The sequence below is a fragment of the Cryobacterium psychrophilum genome (genome assembly GCF_004365915.1).
GTDB lineage: Bacteria > Actinomycetota > Actinomycetes > Actinomycetales > Microbacteriaceae > Cryobacterium > Cryobacterium psychrophilum.
In genome coordinates, this window is sequence record NZ_SODI01000001.1 from 1578984 (window position 1) to 1598117 (window position 19134).

Consider the following 19134-nt stretch of genomic DNA (forward strand, 5'->3'; position numbering starts at 1 on the left):
TCTATAAAGAAATAGGTGAGCAACTCTCGCGTTTACGTTCGATTCGCGCTAAAATGGGGGTATGTTCACGACGGTGAAGTCCGGAGCTGAGATGGTCGCCCTGCTACTGCAGGCCGGCGAACTCGTCACGGCCGCCCTCGCCGGAGTGCAGTTCAGCCTCCTCGATGATGACGATGCACTCGGCGTCATGGCGGCGCTGGAGGCCGTGGGGCGTCGGGTGGATGGTGGCCGGATCAGCTCCGCCGCCAACGTGGCTTTTCGCGCCGATTCCGGGCTCGGTCATGACTCGCTCGCGTGGAAGAACGGATGCCGCGGCAAGTTCGAACTGATCACCGGGGTGACGCGTATCTCCAGCAGCGAGGCGAAACGGCGGATGCGCCTCGGCGGCACCATCACCGGGGTCTCGTCCGCGACCAGCGGACTGGTCGGGCAAGTCATGCCGGTGCGGCACCCCGCCGTCGCCGACAGTCTGGCCGCCGGGGAACTCGGCATCGACGCCGCCGACGTGATCGTCACCGCACTGGAACAGATTTCGACCCGGGTCGCCCCGGACGACCTCGACCGGGCCGAACGCGCCCTGGTGGCGTCGGCGACGGGGGCGATCACCCCCGAGACCGAAGGACTCCCGGGCGCGGGGATCGCGTTCAGTGCCGACCTCATTCGGGCGCAGGCCCACGAATGGGCGGCGATGCTCGACCCTGATGGGGCGGCGCCGAGCGACGACAAGACGGCCGCGAAGAGCACGTTCGGGTTCGGGCTCCTGCGGGATGGGCTGTATCCGCTGCGCGGCGGCGTGACGCCCGACCTTCGCGGCGTGATGAACGGGGTGTTCAACACGTTCCTCAGTGCCCACGCGGCACCGGCGTTTCCGTCGGCGGAGGACCAGGCGCGCCTGGAGGCCGGGGAACTCATCCCCGGCGCCGAAGAAGCCGTCGATGACCGTACCGGCGGGGAGAAGTGCGCCGACATTCTGCGGGCGGTGTTCGATAAGACCGCGCGTGACCCGAAAACCCCGACCATGGGCGGCGCGGCGCCCGTCGTGATGGTGCACGTGAACGCCCGCGACCTGAAGAACGGTCGCGGCGTCGGCTGGATCGACGGCGTGGACGCCCCGATCAGCCTCCGCAGCGTAAACCAGCGGCTGTGCGCGGGCGGCTACCAGCAGGTCATCATCGGCGACGACGGCCACGTACTGCACCTGGGAGCGAAGGAACGATTCTTCAGCCCCGCCCAGCGCCGCGCGATCGCCGCCCGCGACGGCGGCTGCGTCATCCCCGGCTGCAAAATCGCCGCCGCCTGGTGCGAGGTGCACCACGTGATTCCGTGGCAATCCCACGGACTGACCGACGTGGAAAACGGTGTGCTGCTGTGCTGGTTCCACCACCACACCATCGACACCGCCGGGTGGGACATCCAGATGATCAACGGGAGGCCCCACCTGCGCGGCCCGGTGCTCTTCGACCCCACCCGAACCTGGCGGCCCGCCGCCGCCCACCGCGCGAACACCCCGAGTGCCGATCCGCCGTGGAGCAGATCCAGACAGTAGGCACGACTGAGGCGAGGCGATCGGGCATTCCGTGTGGTCGAAGGGTGGCGGCATCCGTTATCTGGCGGGCAACCAGAGGATGCCGAGGCACCAAGGCTGATCTGATCGCGGACTAAACTGCGGATCGCACGCTCGTGAAGTTCCCAGGGATGGCTCGGGACGGCTCGGGACGGCTATCAATCGGTGCGCGGCCTGAGCGCTCACTGTCTGACCGTAAGGGAGACAACTTGTCGTTGACGGCGATCGAGATTGCGGGTTTGACCAAATCGTTCGGTTCCCACCGGGGGATCGTGGATGTCGACCTCCGGACTCGACCCCCTTCTTCAGCACGAGTTCATCTCGCTGTTGGAGGAGACAGCCGCAGATGGACGAACCGTCTTTCTCTCCTCTCACGATCTCGATGAGGTGCAACGCACGGTGAACCGGCTGGCCATCATCAAGGAGGGCCGCATCGTCGTGACCGACACGGTCGATGGTCTGCGCGAGCGCGCTCCCCGCACCGTCGAGCTGACCTTCGATCCCGGCGTCGACGTGACCCCGATCACCCGTCTCGCGGGCGTGACGGTCAACCACCAGAGTCCAGGCCGACTGGCACTCACCCTGCGCGGGCCCGTCGCGCCACTGCTGCACGTAGTGACGCCGTTGGAGCCCCTGGACATCGTGGCCAGACCGGCCAACCTCGACGAACTTTTTCTCGACTACTACGGTGCCACCGAAGCCAAAGCCGATGCCGATACCGACACCGCGAGCCAGGAGCCAACCCATGAGAAGTGACATCGCTCGCATCGACCTTCGACTGCGTCGACGCTCCATGATCTGGTTCGCCGTTGGCCTGGCGGCATATGCCTATCTGATCGTGGCCATGTACCCGCTCGTGAAGTCGGACCAGTCGCTGGGATCGCTCACGGCAGACAACCCCACTGTCGCTGCGCTTCTGGGCGTCAGCGGCTCGCTGACCTCACCGGTCGGATGGATCAACGGCAACCTGTACACCAACTTCTTACCGCTGATGATTCTGCTGGTGACCATCGGGTACGGGGCGTCCTCGCTAGCCGGTCAATCAGAGGCCGGGTCACTGGGGCTGATCGCCACCTTGCCGATCAGTAGGCGCAGTATCGTTCAGCAGAAGGCACTGGCCCTGGCCCTGCTCGCCCTTCCGCTCACGCTCGTGACCCTGGCGTGCATCCTCATCGGGAGGTTCTATGACCTCTCGCTTCCGATTGGGGCCGTGGTGGGCACTACCTTCGCCGTCTGGCTGATGTGCGTCGACTTCGGCCTGGCGGCTCTTCTCATCGGCGTGCTGAGCGGAAGCCGCGGCCTTGCCATGGGGCTCGCTTCCGCTATCGCGGCTGCCTCCTTCCTCATCAGCTCCCTGGCCCCGATCGTGGACGCGGTGCACTCCATCCGCTGGATGTCCCTGTTCTACTGGGCGGTCGGCAGCAACCAGCTCACCGATGGCCCAACGGTCATCGCCTGGGTGGTGCTCGGTGCTGTCGCGGCGTTGCTCCTCGTCGCCAGCGTCCTGCTGGTCGACCGCATGGACATTCCCTGACCTGAAGACGCGAGCGCGACGATCGTCGGCTTGCGGCACCTCTGCTGTTGACCCCGTCGTCGCTCAGCAGGAACGTGATCGAGTCGGCAAGCCGGTCAGCCGTCGCTATCGAGGGAATCGTGCGGTGGAACGGACTCAGCCGAGCCTCCCCGCCCTCCCCCGGTGCGCCGCCGAGGCCGGGCGCGGCGTTCTGTCCTAATATCGAACACGAGGATCACATAGTGTGATGCTCCCTCGCGCGGTGATAGGAAGGCCGAGTCCCAGATGACTACACAAGCTGGCAGCCAAGCCGGTTCTCAGACGCTCGACCGCGGCATCCGCTTGCTCGAAATTCTGGCTGCCGCCGACCGCAATCTGTCAATCGCCGAGCTCGCCGGCGCGTTGGAGGTACACCGTTCGGTGGCGTATCGACTGCTGCGTACGCTCGAGGAGCACGACCTCGTCATACGCGACGATGGCGGAAATTTCACCCTCGGAGTCGGACTCGTCGCGCTCACCTCCGGGGTGGCACGCAACCTGCAGCAGGCCGCACTGCCAGTGCTCAACGACATCGCCAACGAGCTCGGGATGACGTGTTTGATCGCCGTGCTCGCAGACGGCGGCGAAGCCGTGACCCTGGCGAGCGCTGCACCGCGCCAGACGGTCGCCGTGGTGTCGTACCGGCCCGGCCACCGGCATCCGATCACCCGCGGCGGCCCCGGCAAGGCAATTCTGCTGGGGCTGCCCGAGAGCGCCTGGCCCACCGACCTGAGCGCCGAACTGCGCGCCGAAATCGTGCTCAGCCGAACCCGCGGGTACGCCTCCAGCCATGACGAAGTCGTGCCATCACTGCTCTCGGTGGCGGTGCCGCTGGCTCTGCCCGGACAGCCGCCCGCGTCGCTTGCGGTGATCCATATCTCACTGCCACGCCCGGAAACCGAGATCGCCGAGCGCCTTCGCCTCGGAGCTCAGGCCGTGGCGCGCGCCTACGGAGCCTGAACCACACGTCACACGGCGGTCACCCGGGCACCGAGCAGAATCGGCCGAAAGAAGGCGGCCAGCTCCGCGGTTGCCGCCAGCGGCAAGACGTGCGCCACATACTGGTCGGGACGAACCACCACAACGGCGCCCGATCGGTCAATGTCGCGCAGGTCGAAAATGTCCTGCTCGGGGTCGGCGGCGTAGAGCTTTTCATAGTCGATCAGCTCAAAGGGGCCCGTTCGCGGCAGGAACACCGCGGGAACCCTCGTCACGTCGACGTCTCGGTGTGCCTGCTGGTAGATGACCTTGATATCGAAGACGCTGTCGATGTCGGCGCCTTCGGGAGTGTGCGCCAACAGCGGGGAATCAGGTGACGACTGCAACCAGGCCGCCCACTCGGTGAGCGCCGAGGCCGCACCCGGGGTGGCAGCATCCGCAAAGGCATACAGGCGCCAGCGCCCGTCGGCACGGTGGTGATGGCCGAGCTGCACCGGATTGGCGTCGGCGACACGCACCACCTGGGCAGATTTGAAACGCTTGCCGATGGGGAACCCGTCGGCGAGCGCCTGGTGGGTGGCCTCGCCGATCAACATCGACGGCGGGTATTGCGTCATGAAGCCGGCCGGGAACTCGGCCGTTCTCACGTAGAAATCCTCGAGCTCCGACGGGTCCGCGAGGTCTTCCTGCCTGGTGGCCATCAGCGTCGACCACTGCTTGTCGAAGTCAATGAGGTTCTTGGCGATCACCTGACGCTCTGCCGAGTACGTGCCCAGCAGGCTCTCCGGGCTGCGACCGGAGAGCACGGCACCGAGCTTCCACGCGAGGTTGAAGCCGTCCTGCATCGACACGTTCATGCCCTGACCGGCCTTGGCACTGTGCGTGTGGCAGGCGTCACCGGCGATGAAGACCCGCGGAGTTCTGGTGCCAACCTCGTGCGGCAGCAGGTTGTCGAACCTGTCGGTGAGGCGGTGGGCGACCTCGTACACGCTGTGCCACGCGACGTTCTTCACGTCCAGTACATAGGGGTGAAGGATCTCGTTCGCCTTCTTGATGATCTCCGCAATCGTGGTCTTGCGCACGGCGCCCTTGTCGTCCGGGCGCACCTCGCCCAGGTCGACATACATGCGGAACAGGTATCCGCCCTCGCGGGGAATGAGCAGAATGTTGCCGCCAGCGCCCGACTGGATCGCGCACTTCGTGCGGATGTCCGGAAAGTCGGTGACCGCAAGAACGTCCATGACACCCCACGCATGGAACGCCTGGTCGCCGGCCATGGTGCATCCGATGGAATCGCGCACGGCACTGCGTGCGCCGTCGGCGCCGAGCACGTATTTGGCGTTCACGATGCGCTCGGGGCCGTCGACGCCGTGCCGGAGTGTCACCGCGACGGGGTAGTCACCGTCGTCCGCGACCTCGAGGCTCTGAAACTCGAAGCCGTAGTCGGGCGTCATGCGGGTCGGTGCGTTCTCCATCACCTCGGCGAAGTAGTCCAGAACGCGCGCCTGGTTGACGATCAGGTGCGGGAACTCGCTGATGCCGGTGGGGTCATCAACGGCGCGAGCCGTACGGACAATGCGCGACGGGTCACGGGGATCGGGCTTCCAGAACGCCATCTCGGTGATGCGGTACGCCTCGGCGATGATGCGCTCGGCAAACCCGAAGGCCTGGAAGGTCTCCACGCTGCGGGCCTGGATGCCGTCGGCTTGGCCGATGGCGAGGCGCTCCCCGCGACGCTCGACGATGCGCGTCGTGATGCCGGGATACTGCGACAGCTGGGCCGCGGCGATCATGCCTGCGGGACCCGATCCGACGATGAGCACGTCAACGTTCTCGGGGAGCTGGGCGGGGCGGTCTATTCCCACGCCCGCAGGGTCTTGTATGCGCGGGTCTGTGGACACGTATCCGTGGTGGTGGAATTGCACGGCATTCCTCACTTCTCTGTGGTGAATCGAACGGTATCATCAGTGGGAGTTCTATAATCGAACTGGTGATTCTAATATCGCTTTTTGTATCATACGGCGGCCCTCTCGAGAGAACAAGCACTTCGCCCCGTACCCGGCTTCGCGTAGCGTGTGAAATACCGTCCCGTTGAGCACCATCCGGCCGAATGGATGACCCGCACCATGCACGTAGAAGCCATTGGAGTATCGCCGCTCAAGGGCGGCCGCCATCGCTCACGGGAGCACGTTCTGCTCCAAGCGGATGGCCCGGCCGATGACCGCGTCTTTGCGTTCATCGATCTTGATGCCGGACAGGTCGTGAAAACCGTTGAGCATCCGTCCCTGGTGACCTGCCAAGCGCATTGGGACGACGGGACGCTGTCGTTGCAGATCGACGGGCGGTGGATCACGGCGGCGCCCGAACCGAGCGGGCACCATGTCGCAATCGACTATTGGGGCCGAACCGCGTCACTGGAGGTGGTGGAGGGACCCTGGGCCCGGGAATTCTCCCGGTTCCTGGGACGAAAAGTGGTTCTCGCGCGGAGCGCCGCCGCGGGTGAGGTGGTCTACGGCGCTGCCGTCACAATCGCCACAACCAGTTCACTGCGTCACCTGACCCGCGAATCCGGAATCGATGTCGATGAGCGCCGGTTCCGGCCCACCTTCACGATTGACACCGGCGAGTGCGCTGCGCACGTTGAGGATGCCTGGGCCGGCCGCGAACTCGAGCTGGGGAGCGCTCGGCTGCTCGTGCAGGGCGGCGTTGCCCGCTGCGCGGTCATCGACCTCGACCCCGACACCGGCGCTCGCGGAACGAACCTGCTGAAGACACTGGCCGGCTATCGACTGCAGTCCGGTGATATCAACTTCGCCGTCTACGCCGAGGTCGTACACCCGGGGATCGTTCACCGGGGCGACCGGGCCACGCTGCTGCCCGCGCCCATCCCGCGAACCTGACCACCGCCCTCGCGGTGGCCAGGCTGGGCCGCGATCACATCACACTGTCGAGGAATGCCTTGGTGCGCTCATTCTGCGGGTTGTCGAGCACGCTGGACGGCGGACCGGATTCCACGACGACTCCCCCGTCCATGAACACCACTTCGTCGGCCGCCCCGCGGGCGAACCCGATCTCGTGCGTCACCACGATCATCGTCATCCCATCGGCAGCGAGCTGACGCATGACATCGAGCACGTCCCCCACAAGTTCCGGGTCCAGCGCACTGGTGGGCTCATCGAACAGCAACAGTTTCGGATCCATTGCCAGGGCCCTGGCAATGGCCACTCTCTGCTGCTGCCCACCGGACAGCTGCGCCGGGTAGGAGGCGGCGTGGTCGGCCAGACCCACCCGATCAAGCAGCTCCAGGCCCCTGGCGTTCGCGGTCTGCTTGGGCAGTCGCCGCACCCCCGTGGGTGCCGCCGTGATGTTTTCGAGCGCCGTCATGTGCGGGAACAGGTTGAACCGCTGGAACACCATGCCGATGTCGCGGCGCTGCCTGGCCACTTCCCGGGGGTTCATCTCGTAGATCCGGTTGCGCCGTTCGGCGTAGCCGACCAGTTCTCCGGCCACCGAGATTCGCCCGCCATCGACCCGTTCCAGATGGTTGATGCAGCGCAGGAACGTCGACTTACCCGAGCCGGAAGGGCCGAGAAGACACATCACCTGGCCGGCGTCGACGGTCAGGGAAATTCCCTTCAGCACCTGGACTGCCCCATAGTGCTTGCGAACCTTCACAGCGGAGAGCAGCGGTTCAGTCCTGGTCATCGTTCATCCGCCTTATCTGTCGTTGTCGCCGCTTGTGTCGCGGCCGACCTTCCTGTCACGGCCGTGGCTTGCGTCCCGGTCGTCGTTCGTGCCGGGCGCAGTGCGCTCCACACTCGTTCCAGCGGCGTCCGAGGCCGCTGTCGTGCATTGCCACGCCCGTAATGACGTTCCAGGTAGTACTGGGGAATCGAGAGCACCGACGTGAGGAACAGGTACCAGCAGCTGACGACCACGAGCAGTTCCACCTGGCGGAGGTTCTGCGACGAGATCTGAGTGGCCACCGTGTACAGCTCGAGCACGGCGATCACCGACAGGAGCGACGTGTTCTTCAGCATCGAAATTGTCTCGTTGCCCATGGGCGGGATGATGACACGCATGGCCTGCGGCAGAATCACCTTGAACAGGGTCAACGCCGGGCTCATGCCCACCGAGTACGCCGCCTCATGCTGCCCCTCGTCCACGGAGAGCATCCCGGCGCGCACAATCTCTGCCGAGTACGCCGCCTGGTTCAACGTCAACGCCAGCAGCCCGGCCGTGAACGCCGGAATCAGGGTGTTGGTGTCGATGGAGAAGAGGTTGAGATCGGTGAACGGCACGCCCAGGGTGATCTGGGAGTACAGCAGACCGAGGTACCCCCAGAAGACGATCTGGATCAGCAGCGGAGTGCCGCGGAAGATCCAGACGTACAGCCACGCGAGGGAGTTCATGACCGGGTTCGTCGACAGTCGCATGACCGCGAGGATCACGGCCAGGATTGTCGACACGATCATCGAGACGACGGTGAGCACCAGGGTGAGCACCACGCCATCGAGGATGCGGTTGTTGAAGAGGTACTCGCTGATGGTCGAATGGTCAATGTTCTCGTTCTCCCACAACGACGTCGCGAGGGCCACGAACGCGCCGCCGAGCACCACCGCAGCAGCCCAGCGCCACGGATGGCGAAGCGGCACGGCAACGATGTCGTCAGGATCAACGTCGGCCGCAGTCACATCCGACGGGCGCTTGGGCGCAATTACTCCGTTGTTCATCATCAGGTCACTTTCCGAGGTTGAGTCCGGCAGCGTCGACCGCATAGTCGCCCAGGTCGTACTTCTCGAGAATCTCCTGGTAGCTGCCGTCCGCGATGACCGACTTCAGGGCGAGCAGGAGGGCCTCGGACAGTTCGGCGTCTGCCTTCAGAACACCGATCCCGGTGTAGACCGGGTTGTACCCTGCCGGGTTCTCCGGGTCTCTGACCATGTCAAACATCGTGCCGCCACCGGCCGTCTGTGCGGCATACGCTGCGACGGCCGAGTCGACGACATCGGCCACAGCCTTGCCGCTTCGAACGGCCGTTTGCACGTCGGTCTCGAGCGGGAGCTCCACCACGCCAATCGGGCCGTCGCCGAGTGACGCGCACTGGTCGTCATAGCTGTGCAGAATCTGCGCCTGAACGGTGGCCTTCTGTACCGCGACGTCCTTGCCGCAGAGGTCAAGCACGCCGGTGATGTTCTCGGGGTTCCCCTTCATCACCAGGATGGAGAAACCGGCATGGAAGTAGTCGACGAAGTCGAGGGTCTCCTGCCTGGCCTGGGTGTCGTTCAGCCCGGCGATGATGATGTCGTGCTTTCCGGACTGCAGCGACGGAATGATGCTGTCGAACTGCTGCTGGCGCATGTCCACCTGCACGCCGAGTTTCGCGCCGAGGGCGTTGGCGAGGTCAACGTCAAAGCCCGTCAGTTTCTGGTTGTCGTCAAACATCTCCATCGGCGGGTAGATGCCCGTCGCGGCATTGATCACACCGGCGTCAGCGTATTTCGCGGGAAGCGCTGCCGCGGCCGCCGCATCCACATCGCCGGCCGATCCGGAACCAGCCGGTACGGCAGTGGGGTCGGGAGTGGCCGCGCACGCTGACAGGGCCAGCATGCTGGCGAAACCCAGGGACACGGCGATCTTCCATGACGACCGGTTGCTGTGGGTGGTTCTCATTGTTGTTCTCCAAACGTGTGTGTGTTGCGTGACTTCAACGGAGTGAAAAGAGGTTCAGAGGCGGTTGTGTGTGAAACGCCCGGCAAGCAGGGTCGCGGCGACGGGCATCCGCCTCAGTTCGTCGACGGATGCCGTGAACGGGTCGCTCTCGCAGATCGCCAGGTCGGCAACATCACCGACGGCGATGCCGGAACGCCCGCGGGCAGAGGCCGCGAGCGCCGCCGCCCGGGAAACCGACTGTTCGGGATGCCACGGCTCGCGCCCATCCCTGGTGCGTCCCACGGCGGATGCCATTGCCGCCCACGGATCGAGCGGCGCCACCGGGGCGTCCGAACCGAATGCCAGCTCCACACCGGCTTCGAGCAGGCTGGCGAGGGGAAACGCCCGGTCTGTCTCGCCAGCCCAGAACCGGTCGGCCACATCCCGGTCGTCCATGGCATGTTCGGGTTGCACGCTGGCCACAACACCGAGTGTTGCGAAGCGTTCGATATCGGCACGCATCAGCAACTGCGCATGCTCGATGCTCCCGGTACAGCCGACGGCCTCGAAGGCGTCAAGCGCGTAGCTGTTGGCCCGGTCGCCGATGGCGTGCACGGCAGGACGGATTCCGGCCTGCGCCGCCATCTGCATCCAGGACTGCAGTTCCCGTGGCGGCACGGTCGATAACCCCCGGGAGCCGCAGGTGTCTTCCAAGCCGGGGTATTCGTTGACGCAGAGAGCCGTGCGGGTGTTGAGCGATCCATCGGTCAGAACCTTGAATGGCCCGACCGTGAGGAGGCCGTCCGTGCCGTCGATGACGGCGCCCGTTCTAAGCCCCAGCTCAATCGCGCGTTGCAGATGCGCGGCGTAGATGCCGAACTCCACCCGCAGCGACGTGCTGCCCCCGTTGATGCGGCGGCGCCACGTGTCGAGGTTCCAGGCCATCTCCAGATCCACGATTCCCACGACACCCCGCGCGGCGGCGTTCACCGCCGCGCCCTCCGCCCAGGCATCCATGCTTTCGTCAGCAACCGTGCCGATGGCCGACACCACGGTGAAGCACTCGTCCTCCCGCAGGAGTCCTGTCGGGTGGTCGGCGAACCCGTGAAGGGCCAGCGCGGCGGAGTTCAGCCAGCAGCAGTGCAGATCGCCGCTGACCAGTATCACCGGAACGGTCGGTGATGCGGCGTCCAGCACCGCGCGGCTCGGGGCATCCGGCCAGAGTCCGTCGCGAAAGCCGCTGCCGACGATGGTGTCCGACGGTGCGACGTGTGCGGCGTGCCCGGCCACCAGCGCGGCCGTCTCCGCGGCGCTGCCGCATGTGGAGAGGTCGAGTCGGCTGGAATTCTGCGCCCACTGACTGAAGTGCACATGGTTGTCCCAGAGACCCGGGACCAGCCAGCGTCCGTCGAGATCGACGGATTCGGCCGACGACAGGGCGCCGGTGCTTCGCGAAATGCGCCGCAGCACGGGCTCATTGGTGTCGGTGTCGCCGATCTCGACGTCCCAGCTGACCTCGCTGCCCGGAAGCCTGCCGTTGCGCAGAACGAGCGTCATGCCTTACGACCCGAGGTTCAGGCCGGCTTTGTCGATGGCGTAGTCACCCAGGTCGTACTTCTCAAGAATCTCCTGGTAGCTGCCATCGGCAATGATCGAGTCGAGCGCCAGCACGAGCGCACTGGTCAACTCGGAGTCCTTCTTGAGCACGCCGATCCCGGTGAAGACCGGGTTGTATCCGTTGGGGTTGGCGGGGTCGCGCACCACCTCGAACATCTCGCCGTCGCCGGCGGTCTGTGCGGAGTAGGCGGCCACGGCGGAGTCGACGACGTCGGCAATGGCTTTGCCGGAGCGCACGGCGGTCTGCACGTCGGTCTCGCTGGGCAGTTCGGCGATCTTGATCGGGCCCGGCCCGGCCTGCGTGCACTGGTCGTCGTAGCCGCGCAGGATCTCGGCCTGGATCGTCGCCTTCGACACGGCGACGTCCTTGCCGCACAGATCGAGCACGGTCGTGATCTTCTCGGGGTTGCCGGCCAGCACCATGATCGAGAATCCGGCGTGGAAGTAGTCGACGAAGTCGAGCGTTTCCTGCCGCTTGGCGGTGTCGTTCATGCCGGACATGATGATGTCGCTCTGTCCGGATTGCAGGGCCGGGATGTTGGTGGCGAATGCCTGCTTCTCCAACGTCAGGGGCACACCCAGCTTGACGCCGAGGGCCTGTGCGAGGTCGAAGTCCAGTCCGGTGAGGTTCTGATCCTCATCGAGCATCTCCATGGGCGGGTAGGGATAGTCGGAAGCCACGCGGATGACACCGGCCTTCACGTATTTCTCCGGAAGCGCCGCTGCGGCGGCCGCATCGACCTCGCCGACAGGCGCCTCCTCAACGGGAGCGGCCGGCGCGGGGGCTGCGGAGCAGGCACTCAAAGCGAGAGTTGCCGCAAACCCGAGTGATACCGCTATCTGCCACGATGGCCGACTGCGCTGTGGTGTGTTCATTGCTGCTCTCCTCATTGCTGTGCGGAGCCGGGCGTCGTTGCCCGGCTGTGCGGTCTAGCGTGCGTAGGGCCGTGGCCCTAGAAAGCGATGTCGGTTCGTGATGTCGTGACGTTGGCCAGGGCATCCGGCAGAACGTCGACGCCGATCCCCGGCCCGGTCGGCACCGGAAGGCACCCGTCCTGCAACACGAACGGCGCGGTCAGGTCCTGGGCGTAGTAGCGGCTGGAAGCCGACGTGTCACCGGGGAGGGTGAAGTTGGGCAACCCGGCGAGCGCAACATTCGCCGCACGCCCAATCCCCGTTTCGAGCATCCCTCCACACCACACGGGCACCCCATGCGCGGCTGCAACATCGTGGATGCGCCTGGCTTCCAGAAAACCGCCGACCCGAGCCGGCTTCACGTTGATGATGCTGCAGGCACCGAGAACGATGGCGGCGGCGGCGTCACGGGCGGATTCGATCGACTCGTCGAGGCAGATCGGTGTCGTCATCAGCTTGGCCAGGCTGGCGTGGCCGAGGATGTCGTCCTCCGGCAGCGGCTGCTCGATCAGCAGCAGGTTGAAGGGGTCGAGCCGGGCAAGGTGCCGGGCATCGGCCAGCGAATAGGCGGTGTTGGCGTCAACCTGCAGCAGGATGTCGTCGCCGAAACGTTCGCGCACGGCACGAACCGGCTCGATGTCCCATCCCGGTTCGATCTTCAGCTTGATCCGCAGGTATCCCTCGGCGAGGTACTCGCCGACGACGTCGAGCAGACCATCAATCGACTCCATGATTCCGACGGAGACACCGGACGGCACCGTCTGATTGACCGCACCCAGGTGCTGGCCGAAGGACACGCCACGTTCCTTGAGCTGCGCGTCGAGGATGGCGGTCTCCAGCACGGCTTTGGACATCGGATGCCCCTTCACCGGCGCCAGCGTCGTCGCGACATGTTCGGCGGTCAGTCCGTCTCCGACAGCCCGAAGCCGGGGAAGCAGATGATCGCGGATCACGAGGTCGCAGCCGTCGAGAAACTCGGAGCTGTAGAGCGGATCGGGTTCGGCGGCGCATTCTGCCCAGCCCTCGGCGTTGGCGGTCGTTACGCGCACAATCGTCATTTCGCGGTGGTCGATCTGTCCGAATGACGTACGGAAGGGGCGCACCAGAGGCATCGTCACCCGGCGTAGTTCAACATTCTCGATCTTCATTGCTGTCCTCCTGTTGCGAGCCGATACCAACCTGCTCGAGTGACCCCGCGGGCGATGTGTCCCGAGGAAAAATTTGTGGCGAACACGTTCCGTGCAAAGCGTCGCCAGTCCGCGGCAAGGATCGGGCTCTGCCCGCGGAGCCCGACGATGTCAGTCGGCACCCGGCACCAGAGCGCTCCAGCCGTCTCGACCAACGCCGGCTGGTCGTCGGGGCCAAGCTCCCGCACCTGATCGGGCGAGAACGGGGGCAAATCCGTGGTTTCCGGCCGTCCCTCGCTGCACGCGATGGCCAGGTCCGACGTCAGCGGCCAGTGGGCCGTCAACCGGTCGCTCTCATCGTTGGCGTTGATCGACCCGCTCATCGCACCATAGAAGTTCCGCGTGTACTCGGACGAGTGGGCGCCGAGCTTGGTCAGGTTGAATCGGGCGTTGCGACTGACCAGGGGGTCGAAGGTCCAGCGGATGGCTTCGATGTCACGCGCCAGCGCCCACGCCCGCTGATGCTGCTTGAGCGCAAACCCCACGCCCTGATCGGCGTTCCCCGGGAGGACTCCGGCGAGCAGGGAGTATGCCGACACCGCCCCCGGCGACACGACGAGCACCGCGACGCCACAGAGGATTCCGGCCCGGTCGTAGGCGGCCGTCACGGCGCTACCCGCATGGCCGAGGCTGCGCAGGAGTTCTGCGTTCATCGGACTCTCGTCGGGCTCAAGGCCCCAGACCGAAACGAGCAGCGCCGAGATCGGTTGCAGGCGGTCCATCTCGGTCTCGTCCCGGATGCTCACCCCGGCGAGCGCCGCAGCCCGGGCTGCGGCGGCACCGGCCTGGCGAGCGAGCGGATGGCCGGTCTCCAGGAGAGGGCTGGTGTTCAGGAGAGGGCTGGTGTTCGCGGCCTCCGCTGCGGGAGCCGGCCGCGCGGAGTCCGAGAGCAGCAGGCCCGCGGCGAGCGCGGCGCGTTCGACCAGACCCGATCGGCTGGTGTGTTCGTGCCGGGCGTGCGCGCCGTCACCGACCGCCCCCAGACCATCGAGTACCGGTACGCCGAGCGCGGCCACGAAGTTCGCATCGCTGGCCCCGCCCACGGAGACTTCAGCCAGCTCAACCCCGAGCATCCGCCCGACGCGGGCCGCCCTCTCGAAGAGCACCCCGATCTCGGCGGTGCGCTCGAACGGTGGCCGGTTCCAGTCGGTATCGACGCTGAAGGTCACGTGCGGGTCGCTCGTGGTCAGGCCGGTGAAGCAGGCGTCAATGCGTGCCATTTCGGCGGCGCTCGTCACGCGAACGTCAACACATGTCTCGGCGGTACCGGCCGAGACGTTGCTGCGTGACCCGCCGGTGACCAGGCCGGCGTTCACGGTCGTGCCCGCGGCGTGGTCGGCGAATCCCACAATCCGGGTGATGGCCTCTGCGATCGCGTGCACCGCACTGGCACCATCGAGCGGGTTCAGGCCGGCATGAGCTTCGATGCCGGTGGCGGTCACGGTGAAGAGTCCGACGCCCTTCCTCCCCGTTTTCAAGGCGCCGGCCGCGCTTCCCTCGAAGACGTAGACGGCGGGCATCCCGCTCGTTTCGGACTCGATGATGGCGCGGGAGGCGTGGCTGCCGGTCTCTTCATCACCGGTGAGGATCAGCCGGGTGTTCGGCGTGAAATCGGCGGTTTGTTGTAGCGCCCGGACGCCCCAGACCGCCTGTACGAGACCGGCTTTCATATCGAAGATGCCCGGGCCGGACAGTCGCTCGTCATCGAATTGCAGCGGCCACGTCGTCGTTGTTCCCGCGGGCCACACCGTGTCGTAGTGCGCGAGCAGCACCGACTCGGGGGCGCGGCCGAAGTCGAGCACCGCGATGTTGCCAAGATCGGCGCTTTCAAAGATTTCTTCGCGGGTGGGCATTCCGATGCGGGCGTAGATCCAGTCGAGGATGAGCGGGAAGGCACGGTCGAGCAGACCCTTGTCGTCGCTGGGGGTTTCCCACCGCACGTACGCCTCCAGGTCATCCACCATGTCGTCGCGATGGGCCGTGAGATAGGCGAGCGCGTCGCTGATGATGAGACTGGGATCGGCCGCAGCTGCACGTTTAGACATGACGACAGTCTTTGGCCCGTAGTGTTGATCCACCGAACAAGTGCTGAATCATTTCAGATGCGGAGGCGAGTATGCCGGATTCTTACGTACCCGATGAGCTGGACATCGCCATCGTCGACAGTCTCAGCATCCACCCGCGCGCCAGCTGGATCGCCGTTGCCGACGCTCTCGGGAGCAATGCGTCAACGGTGGCACGCCGGTGGGATCGGTTGAAACTTCTCGGGCTCGCGTGGACGCTCTGCGTGCGTGACTACACGGCGCTGGCGGTGCAGGACCATCTCGATATTCGCTGCCGCCCCGGCTTCATCGAGGAGCTCGCCGCCCTGTTCTGCGAGGTGAAGTGTTGCCTCACGGTGTCGGCGGTGTCCGGCAACGCCGACCTGCGCATCCTCGTCGATGTGCCGGATATCAGCTCCCTGCACGCCTTCATGAATCATGAGGTGTGGCGCAATCCCGGCATTGTGAGCGTTGAGCACAACATCGCGACGGAGGTCTTTCAAACCGCTCGCGGCTGGGTGTCCGGATCGTTGTCGCTCAGGCAGCGGACGGCCCTGCGGCAGTCGATCACGGTGCACCGGCCGGCGCTGGCCAGGCTGACGGCCAGGGAAGAGCAGATCGCGATCATCCTGCAACGTGATGCTCGAACATCGGCCAGCGACATCGCCGACGAGCTGGGCATGAGTCTTCCGTCGGCCAGCCGACAGATCAGCAGGTTGATCGCGTCGAACAAGATCGAGCTGCGCGCTGAAGCCGCTCACGCGGTGGTGGGCTGGCCGATCTCGGTGTGCCTGTATTCGCAGGTGAAACCGGGCCGGCTGCGCGCGGCAGCGGCCGGAGCGGCCAAGCTGCCCCGGTCCCGTGCCACCCACACGGTCGTGAGCCCGCGGTGGAACCTGATGACAATCTATTGGATGCGCGATCTGGCTGACATCCATCGGATCGAGGAAGCGCTGGAGACGTCAAACGAGTCATTGACCGTCGTGGCCAGGCAGGTCACCCTGAAGTCCTACAAACGCATGGGCATGATCTTCGATGCGAACGCGCGCGCCGTGCGCAATGTGCTGACGGACCTGTAGCGAGGGACCACCCGGCGAAATGTCGCCAATGCGGCCGCTCAGCGGCAGACTTGAGGGCACCGGCACATTCTCAAAAGGAGAGCCCATGACCACCGTCCCGCCCGTCATCGTTTTCGACGTGAACGAAACCCTCTCCGACATGTCCCCCCTGGCCCAGCGCTTCCGAGACATCGGGGCACCGGTCGGCCTGGCCGCGCTCTGGTTCGCCACCCTGCTGCGCGACGGATTCGCCCTCACTGCCAGCGGCGACCACGCCTCGTTCTCCGTGATCGGTGCCGATGCCCTGCGGCGGCTTCTGGCCGACGTCAAGCTGGACCGCTCCGCGGACGCGGCGGTCGACCATGTGATGACCGGCCTGACCAGCCTCGGGGTGCACCCCGACGTCCCCGCGGGCATCCGGGCGCTCTCCGCCGCCGGGTTGCGGCTGACCACCCTCAGCAACGGCTCGGCCAGAATAGCGGATGCGTTGTTGAGCGCGGCCGGGATCCGGAACGAGTTCGAGGCGTTGCTCTCGGTCGACGATGCGCCCGCCTGGAAACCTGCCCGCGCCTCGTACGACTATGCCGCCGCCGCGCTCGGGACGGATCCGGCCGGCATGCTGCTGGTAGCCGTGCACCCGTGGGACATCCACGGTGCCGCCCGCGCGGGACTGCGCACGGCCTGGGTGAACCGCACCGGGGAACGCTACCCGGGATACTTCGAGGCTCCCGAATTCACCGTGGCCGCCCTGACCGAGCTTCCGGCGGCCCTCGCCACCGCCTGACCCCGCCGCGCCGCGCCGCCGCGAACGACGGTATCGCGGCGGCGATCAGGCGGTGCTGCGGGCGAGCCTGTGCAACATGTCGCGGTCCTGAATGACGATGCGTCCGCGGCCCTGACGGATCGCCTTCCGGGCCGCGAGGTCACTCATCACCTTGCTGGTCGCCTCCCGCGAGGCTCCGAGCAGACCGGCAAGTTGTTCGTGGGTCAAACGGATCGTGCGGGCCTGCCCGAAACGCGGCGGCGCCGCCGCATCACCGAGTTTCAGCAGGGTCGACGCCACCTGGGCGGCCAGTGGTCGCAGCGCCAGGTTGGTCAGCCGTTCTTCGAGGCGAGCAACCTGCTCGCCGAGAAGGTGGGAGATGCGGATGGCGATGCGCGGGTCCGAGAGCAGAAAACGTTCGACGTCCTCCACGCTGAGCTGGCAGATGGCCGAGTCCTCGATGGCCTCGGCGTAGTTGTCGTACATCCGCTGTCCCACGAGCATCATCTCCCCGAAGACCGCTCCCGGCTCCAGGATGGCCATCGTCAGGGCTTTTCCGTCTTCGGCGATCCGGAACACTCGCACTCGACCGGACTTGAGAATGAACAGGGCCGTAGCGGGTTGGCTTTGACTGAACAGCAGTTCCCCGCGGCGGAACAACCGGGCCGGGGCCATGACATCCAGGGCCTGGATCTCCTGCGGGCTCAGGTCGGCGAACAGGTCAACCTCGTTCAGGCAACTGAACGGCTCTGCGGGTGCTGCCATGAGCGGGTTGGCCTCTCGTTGCTGCGGGGCCCACGGTCGCAGGTCTCCGGATATGGTGCCCGCCACGTCGACCCTGCAGCTCTCGGTCATGCCCGGTGCGCGAGGATGCGGACCGCCACCAGCCCCAGAATAGCGCCATAGATCAGGTGACCCATGAGACTCATCAGAGCAATCGTGTCAACGTTGAACAGCGGCATGCCCATCAGGAGCGGCATCATCAGCAGCGGGCCGAGTACCCACCAGATGGCCCCGTAGCCGAGCCCGACGAGGGCGCCGCGACCGTACCCGGTGAGCAGGCTGTTGCCGAACAGCACCGTCAGTCCCAGTCCGATCAGGATCGAAATCATGATGTGCACGCCGAACCCGACCACGGCCGAGGTGGAGCCGACCATGGATGCGATGACGGGCAGCGTGCCCATCGTCGCCATGAGCATCCCGAACACGATACCGCCGGCGATGCCGCCGATGGCTCCGGCAGCCATGCGCCGACCCAGGCTCGCGGTGAACGTTCGGTGTGTGAGAGTTGATGCAGTTGTCATGAGCGTGACCTTTCGGTGAAGTGTTTGTGTGAACGCCTTCACGCTATGACCGGGCCCTGACGCCGGTCAGTAATCTGCGCTACACAACACAACAAATATCGCTGGCTGAGCTTGTGCCAGCGCGGTCAGCCCGTGACGGGGCTCGTCGCGAAGCCGACCCGGCGCCGGGCGAGCAGATCCACGATGGCTAGCGCGAAGGCCGCGACGCAGAGCAGCCCCACGAGCGGCGCGGCGATGTCGATGGCGGTGGCCAGGCCGAGGGACGGCCGATGGCATCGGACACTCCCCCGAAGAACAACAGCACAAGCAGCAACGCGAGCGGGTACGCGCCGAAGACGGATGTCGTCACGACCGCCGGGAGATCCCAGTCGGCGGCGTACACCGGGTACAGCACGCTCGGAGCGCCGCTGGCCCACAGGCACAGCGCCAGCACGACCGCGGCCGACCAGAACGTTCCCCGGCGACCGAGGCTGAGAATCTTCCTCATTCCGCCAACCTACGGCACCCCGACGGCCCCCTCGCCCTGCCGCGGGGGAACCGA

18 protein-coding genes are annotated in these 19134 nt (G+C 65.9%); 7 read left to right on the plus strand and 11 right to left on the minus strand.

The features are described from left to right. Positions 1 to 61 precede the first annotated feature (61 nt). From EDD25_RS07340 to EDD25_RS07360, 4 genes are all read left to right on the plus strand, one after another. On the plus strand, positions 62 to 1546 hold the full coding sequence (locus tag EDD25_RS07340; RefSeq protein WP_134172705.1) for an HNH endonuclease signature motif containing protein: 1485 nt from the start codon (positions 62 to 64) through the stop codon (positions 1544 to 1546). A 294-nt stretch (positions 1547 to 1840) separates the two neighbouring features. Continuing rightward, positions 1841 to 2320, plus strand: a complete 480-nt coding sequence (locus EDD25_RS07345) for an ATP-binding cassette domain-containing protein (RefSeq protein WP_134172706.1) — start codon at positions 1841 to 1843, stop codon at positions 2318 to 2320. Further along, the gene (locus EDD25_RS07350) at positions 2310 to 3098 is read left to right on the plus strand and encodes an ABC transporter permease subunit (protein ID WP_134172707.1); all 789 of its coding nucleotides are present in this window, start codon (positions 2310 to 2312) and stop codon (positions 3096 to 3098) included. Before EDD25_RS07345 ends, EDD25_RS07350 begins: the two co-directional genes overlap by 11 nt. A 264-nt stretch (positions 3099 to 3362) precedes the next feature. Beyond that, a complete protein-coding gene (locus tag EDD25_RS07360) occupies positions 3363 to 4076 on the plus strand; it encodes an IclR family transcriptional regulator (protein WP_134172708.1) in 714 nt (237 codons plus the stop codon). Between the two features lie 8 nt (positions 4077 to 4084). On the opposite strand, the gene EDD25_RS07365 is transcribed toward EDD25_RS07360, so the two are convergent. Beyond that, positions 4085 to 5980: an FAD-binding monooxygenase gene (locus EDD25_RS07365; RefSeq protein WP_134172709.1), complete on the minus strand. Its 1896-nt coding sequence runs from the start codon at positions 5978 to 5980 to the stop codon at positions 4085 to 4087. Between the two features lie 201 nt (positions 5981 to 6181). On the opposite strand from EDD25_RS07365, the gene EDD25_RS07370 reads away from it, so the two are divergent. Next, positions 6182 to 6955 (plus strand): MOSC domain-containing protein, encoded by a 774-nt coding sequence (locus EDD25_RS07370; RefSeq protein WP_166671227.1) that lies wholly within the window; start codon positions 6182 to 6184, stop codon positions 6953 to 6955. Positions 6956 to 6989: 34 nt separating this feature from the next. Here EDD25_RS07370 and EDD25_RS07375 read toward each other — a convergent pair whose 3' ends face one another. From EDD25_RS07375 to EDD25_RS07405, 7 genes are all read right to left on the minus strand, one after another. Continuing rightward, the gene (locus EDD25_RS07375) at positions 6990 to 7760 is read right to left on the minus strand and encodes an amino acid ABC transporter ATP-binding protein (protein ID WP_198418880.1); all 771 of its coding nucleotides are present in this window, start codon (positions 7758 to 7760) and stop codon (positions 6990 to 6992) included. Then, positions 7757 to 8791 carry an amino acid ABC transporter permease gene (locus tag EDD25_RS07380; RefSeq protein ID WP_241986489.1) on the minus strand — a complete coding sequence of 345 codons (1035 nt, stop codon included), beginning with the start codon at positions 8789 to 8791 and terminating at the stop codon, positions 7757 to 7759. The genes EDD25_RS07375 and EDD25_RS07380 overlap by 4 nt, the downstream gene beginning before the upstream one ends. A gap of 4 nt (positions 8792 to 8795) precedes the next feature. Then, on the minus strand, positions 8796 to 9728 hold the full coding sequence (locus EDD25_RS07385) for a transporter substrate-binding domain-containing protein (protein WP_134172711.1): 933 nt from the start codon (positions 9726 to 9728) through the stop codon (positions 8796 to 8798). Positions 9729 to 9782: 54 nt separating this feature from the next. After that, complete coding sequence (locus tag EDD25_RS07390) at positions 9783 to 11264, minus strand: amidohydrolase (RefSeq protein ID WP_134172712.1); 1482 nt, start codon at positions 11262 to 11264, stop codon at positions 9783 to 9785. 3 nt (positions 11265 to 11267) lie between these two features. Next, positions 11268 to 12200, minus strand: coding sequence for an ABC transporter substrate-binding protein (locus tag EDD25_RS07395; RefSeq protein ID WP_166671228.1), 933 nt, complete (start codon positions 12198 to 12200; stop codon positions 11268 to 11270). Positions 12201 to 12277: 77 nt separating this feature from the next. Beyond that, positions 12278 to 13387, minus strand: coding sequence for an o-succinylbenzoate synthase (menC, locus tag EDD25_RS07400; protein WP_134172714.1), 1110 nt, complete (start codon positions 13385 to 13387; stop codon positions 12278 to 12280). Next, positions 13384 to 15471, minus strand: coding sequence for a M20/M25/M40 family metallo-hydrolase (locus EDD25_RS07405; protein ID WP_134172715.1), 2088 nt, complete (start codon positions 15469 to 15471; stop codon positions 13384 to 13386). The genes menC and EDD25_RS07405 overlap by 4 nt, the downstream gene beginning before the upstream one ends. Positions 15472 to 15542: 71 nt before the next feature. On the opposite strand from EDD25_RS07405, the gene EDD25_RS07410 reads away from it, so the two are divergent. Further along, positions 15543 to 16547 carry an Lrp/AsnC family transcriptional regulator gene (locus EDD25_RS07410; protein WP_134172716.1) on the plus strand — a complete coding sequence of 335 codons (1005 nt, stop codon included), beginning with the start codon at positions 15543 to 15545 and terminating at the stop codon, positions 16545 to 16547. A gap of 85 nt (positions 16548 to 16632) precedes the next feature. Then, a complete protein-coding gene (locus EDD25_RS07415; protein ID WP_166671229.1) occupies positions 16633 to 17310 on the plus strand; it encodes a haloacid dehalogenase type II in 678 nt (225 codons plus the stop codon). A 45-nt stretch (positions 17311 to 17355) separates the two neighbouring features. Here the strand turns inward: EDD25_RS07415 and EDD25_RS07420 are convergent, their stop codons facing one another. From EDD25_RS07420 to EDD25_RS07430, 3 genes are all read right to left on the minus strand, one after another. Further along, positions 17356 to 18144 (minus strand): Crp/Fnr family transcriptional regulator, encoded by a 789-nt coding sequence (locus EDD25_RS07420; RefSeq protein ID WP_198418879.1) that lies wholly within the window; start codon positions 18142 to 18144, stop codon positions 17356 to 17358. Further along, positions 18141 to 18593, minus strand: coding sequence for a hypothetical protein (locus EDD25_RS07425; RefSeq protein ID WP_166671230.1), 453 nt, complete (start codon positions 18591 to 18593; stop codon positions 18141 to 18143). The genes EDD25_RS07420 and EDD25_RS07425 overlap by 4 nt, the downstream gene beginning before the upstream one ends. A gap of 187 nt (positions 18594 to 18780) precedes the next feature. After that, positions 18781 to 19080: a hypothetical protein gene (locus tag EDD25_RS07430; protein WP_134172717.1), complete on the minus strand. Its 300-nt coding sequence runs from the start codon at positions 19078 to 19080 to the stop codon at positions 18781 to 18783. Positions 19081 to 19134 lie beyond the last annotated feature (54 nt).

Coding starts and splice junctions, on each gene's coding strand:
- EDD25_RS07395 (WP_166671228.1), bottom strand. CDS start 12,200: ATGAACACACCACAGCGCAGTCGGCCATCGTGGCAGATAGCGGTATCA.
- menC (WP_134172714.1), bottom strand. CDS start 13,387: ATGAAGATCGAGAATGTTGAACTACGCCGGGTGACGATGCCTCTGGTG.
- EDD25_RS07375 (WP_198418880.1), bottom strand. CDS start 7,760: ATGACCAGGACTGAACCGCTGCTCTCCGCTGTGAAGGTTCGCAAGCAC.
- EDD25_RS07430 (WP_134172717.1), bottom strand. CDS start 19,080: ATGAGGAAGATTCTCAGCCTCGGTCGCCGGGGAACGTTCTGGTCGGCC.
- EDD25_RS07350 (WP_134172707.1), top strand. CDS start 2,310: ATGAGAAGTGACATCGCTCGCATCGACCTTCGACTGCGTCGACGCTCC.
- EDD25_RS07415 (WP_166671229.1), top strand. CDS start 16,633: ATGACCACCGTCCCGCCCGTCATCGTTTTCGACGTGAACGAAACCCTC.
- EDD25_RS07410 (WP_134172716.1), top strand. CDS start 15,543: ATGCCGGATTCTTACGTACCCGATGAGCTGGACATCGCCATCGTCGAC.
- EDD25_RS07345 (WP_134172706.1), top strand. CDS start 1,841: ATGTCGACCTCCGGACTCGACCCCCTTCTTCAGCACGAGTTCATCTCG.
- EDD25_RS07425 (WP_166671230.1), bottom strand. CDS start 18,593: ATGACAACTGCATCAACTCTCACACACCGAACGTTCACCGCGAGCCTG.
- EDD25_RS07390 (WP_134172712.1), bottom strand. CDS start 11,264: ATGACGCTCGTTCTGCGCAACGGCAGGCTTCCGGGCAGCGAGGTCAGC.
- EDD25_RS07370 (WP_166671227.1), top strand. CDS start 6,182: ATGCACGTAGAAGCCATTGGAGTATCGCCGCTCAAGGGCGGCCGCCAT.
- EDD25_RS07420 (WP_198418879.1), bottom strand. CDS start 18,144: ATGACCGAGAGCTGCAGGGTCGACGTGGCGGGCACCATATCCGGAGAC.
- EDD25_RS07405 (WP_134172715.1), bottom strand. CDS start 15,471: ATGTCTAAACGTGCAGCTGCGGCCGATCCCAGTCTCATCATCAGCGAC.
- EDD25_RS07380 (WP_241986489.1), bottom strand. CDS start 8,791: ATGATGAACAACGGAGTAATTGCGCCCAAGCGCCCGTCGGATGTGACT.
- EDD25_RS07340 (WP_134172705.1), top strand. CDS start 62: ATGTTCACGACGGTGAAGTCCGGAGCTGAGATGGTCGCCCTGCTACTG.
- EDD25_RS07360 (WP_134172708.1), top strand. CDS start 3,363: ATGACTACACAAGCTGGCAGCCAAGCCGGTTCTCAGACGCTCGACCGC.
- EDD25_RS07385 (WP_134172711.1), bottom strand. CDS start 9,728: ATGAGAACCACCCACAGCAACCGGTCGTCATGGAAGATCGCCGTGTCC.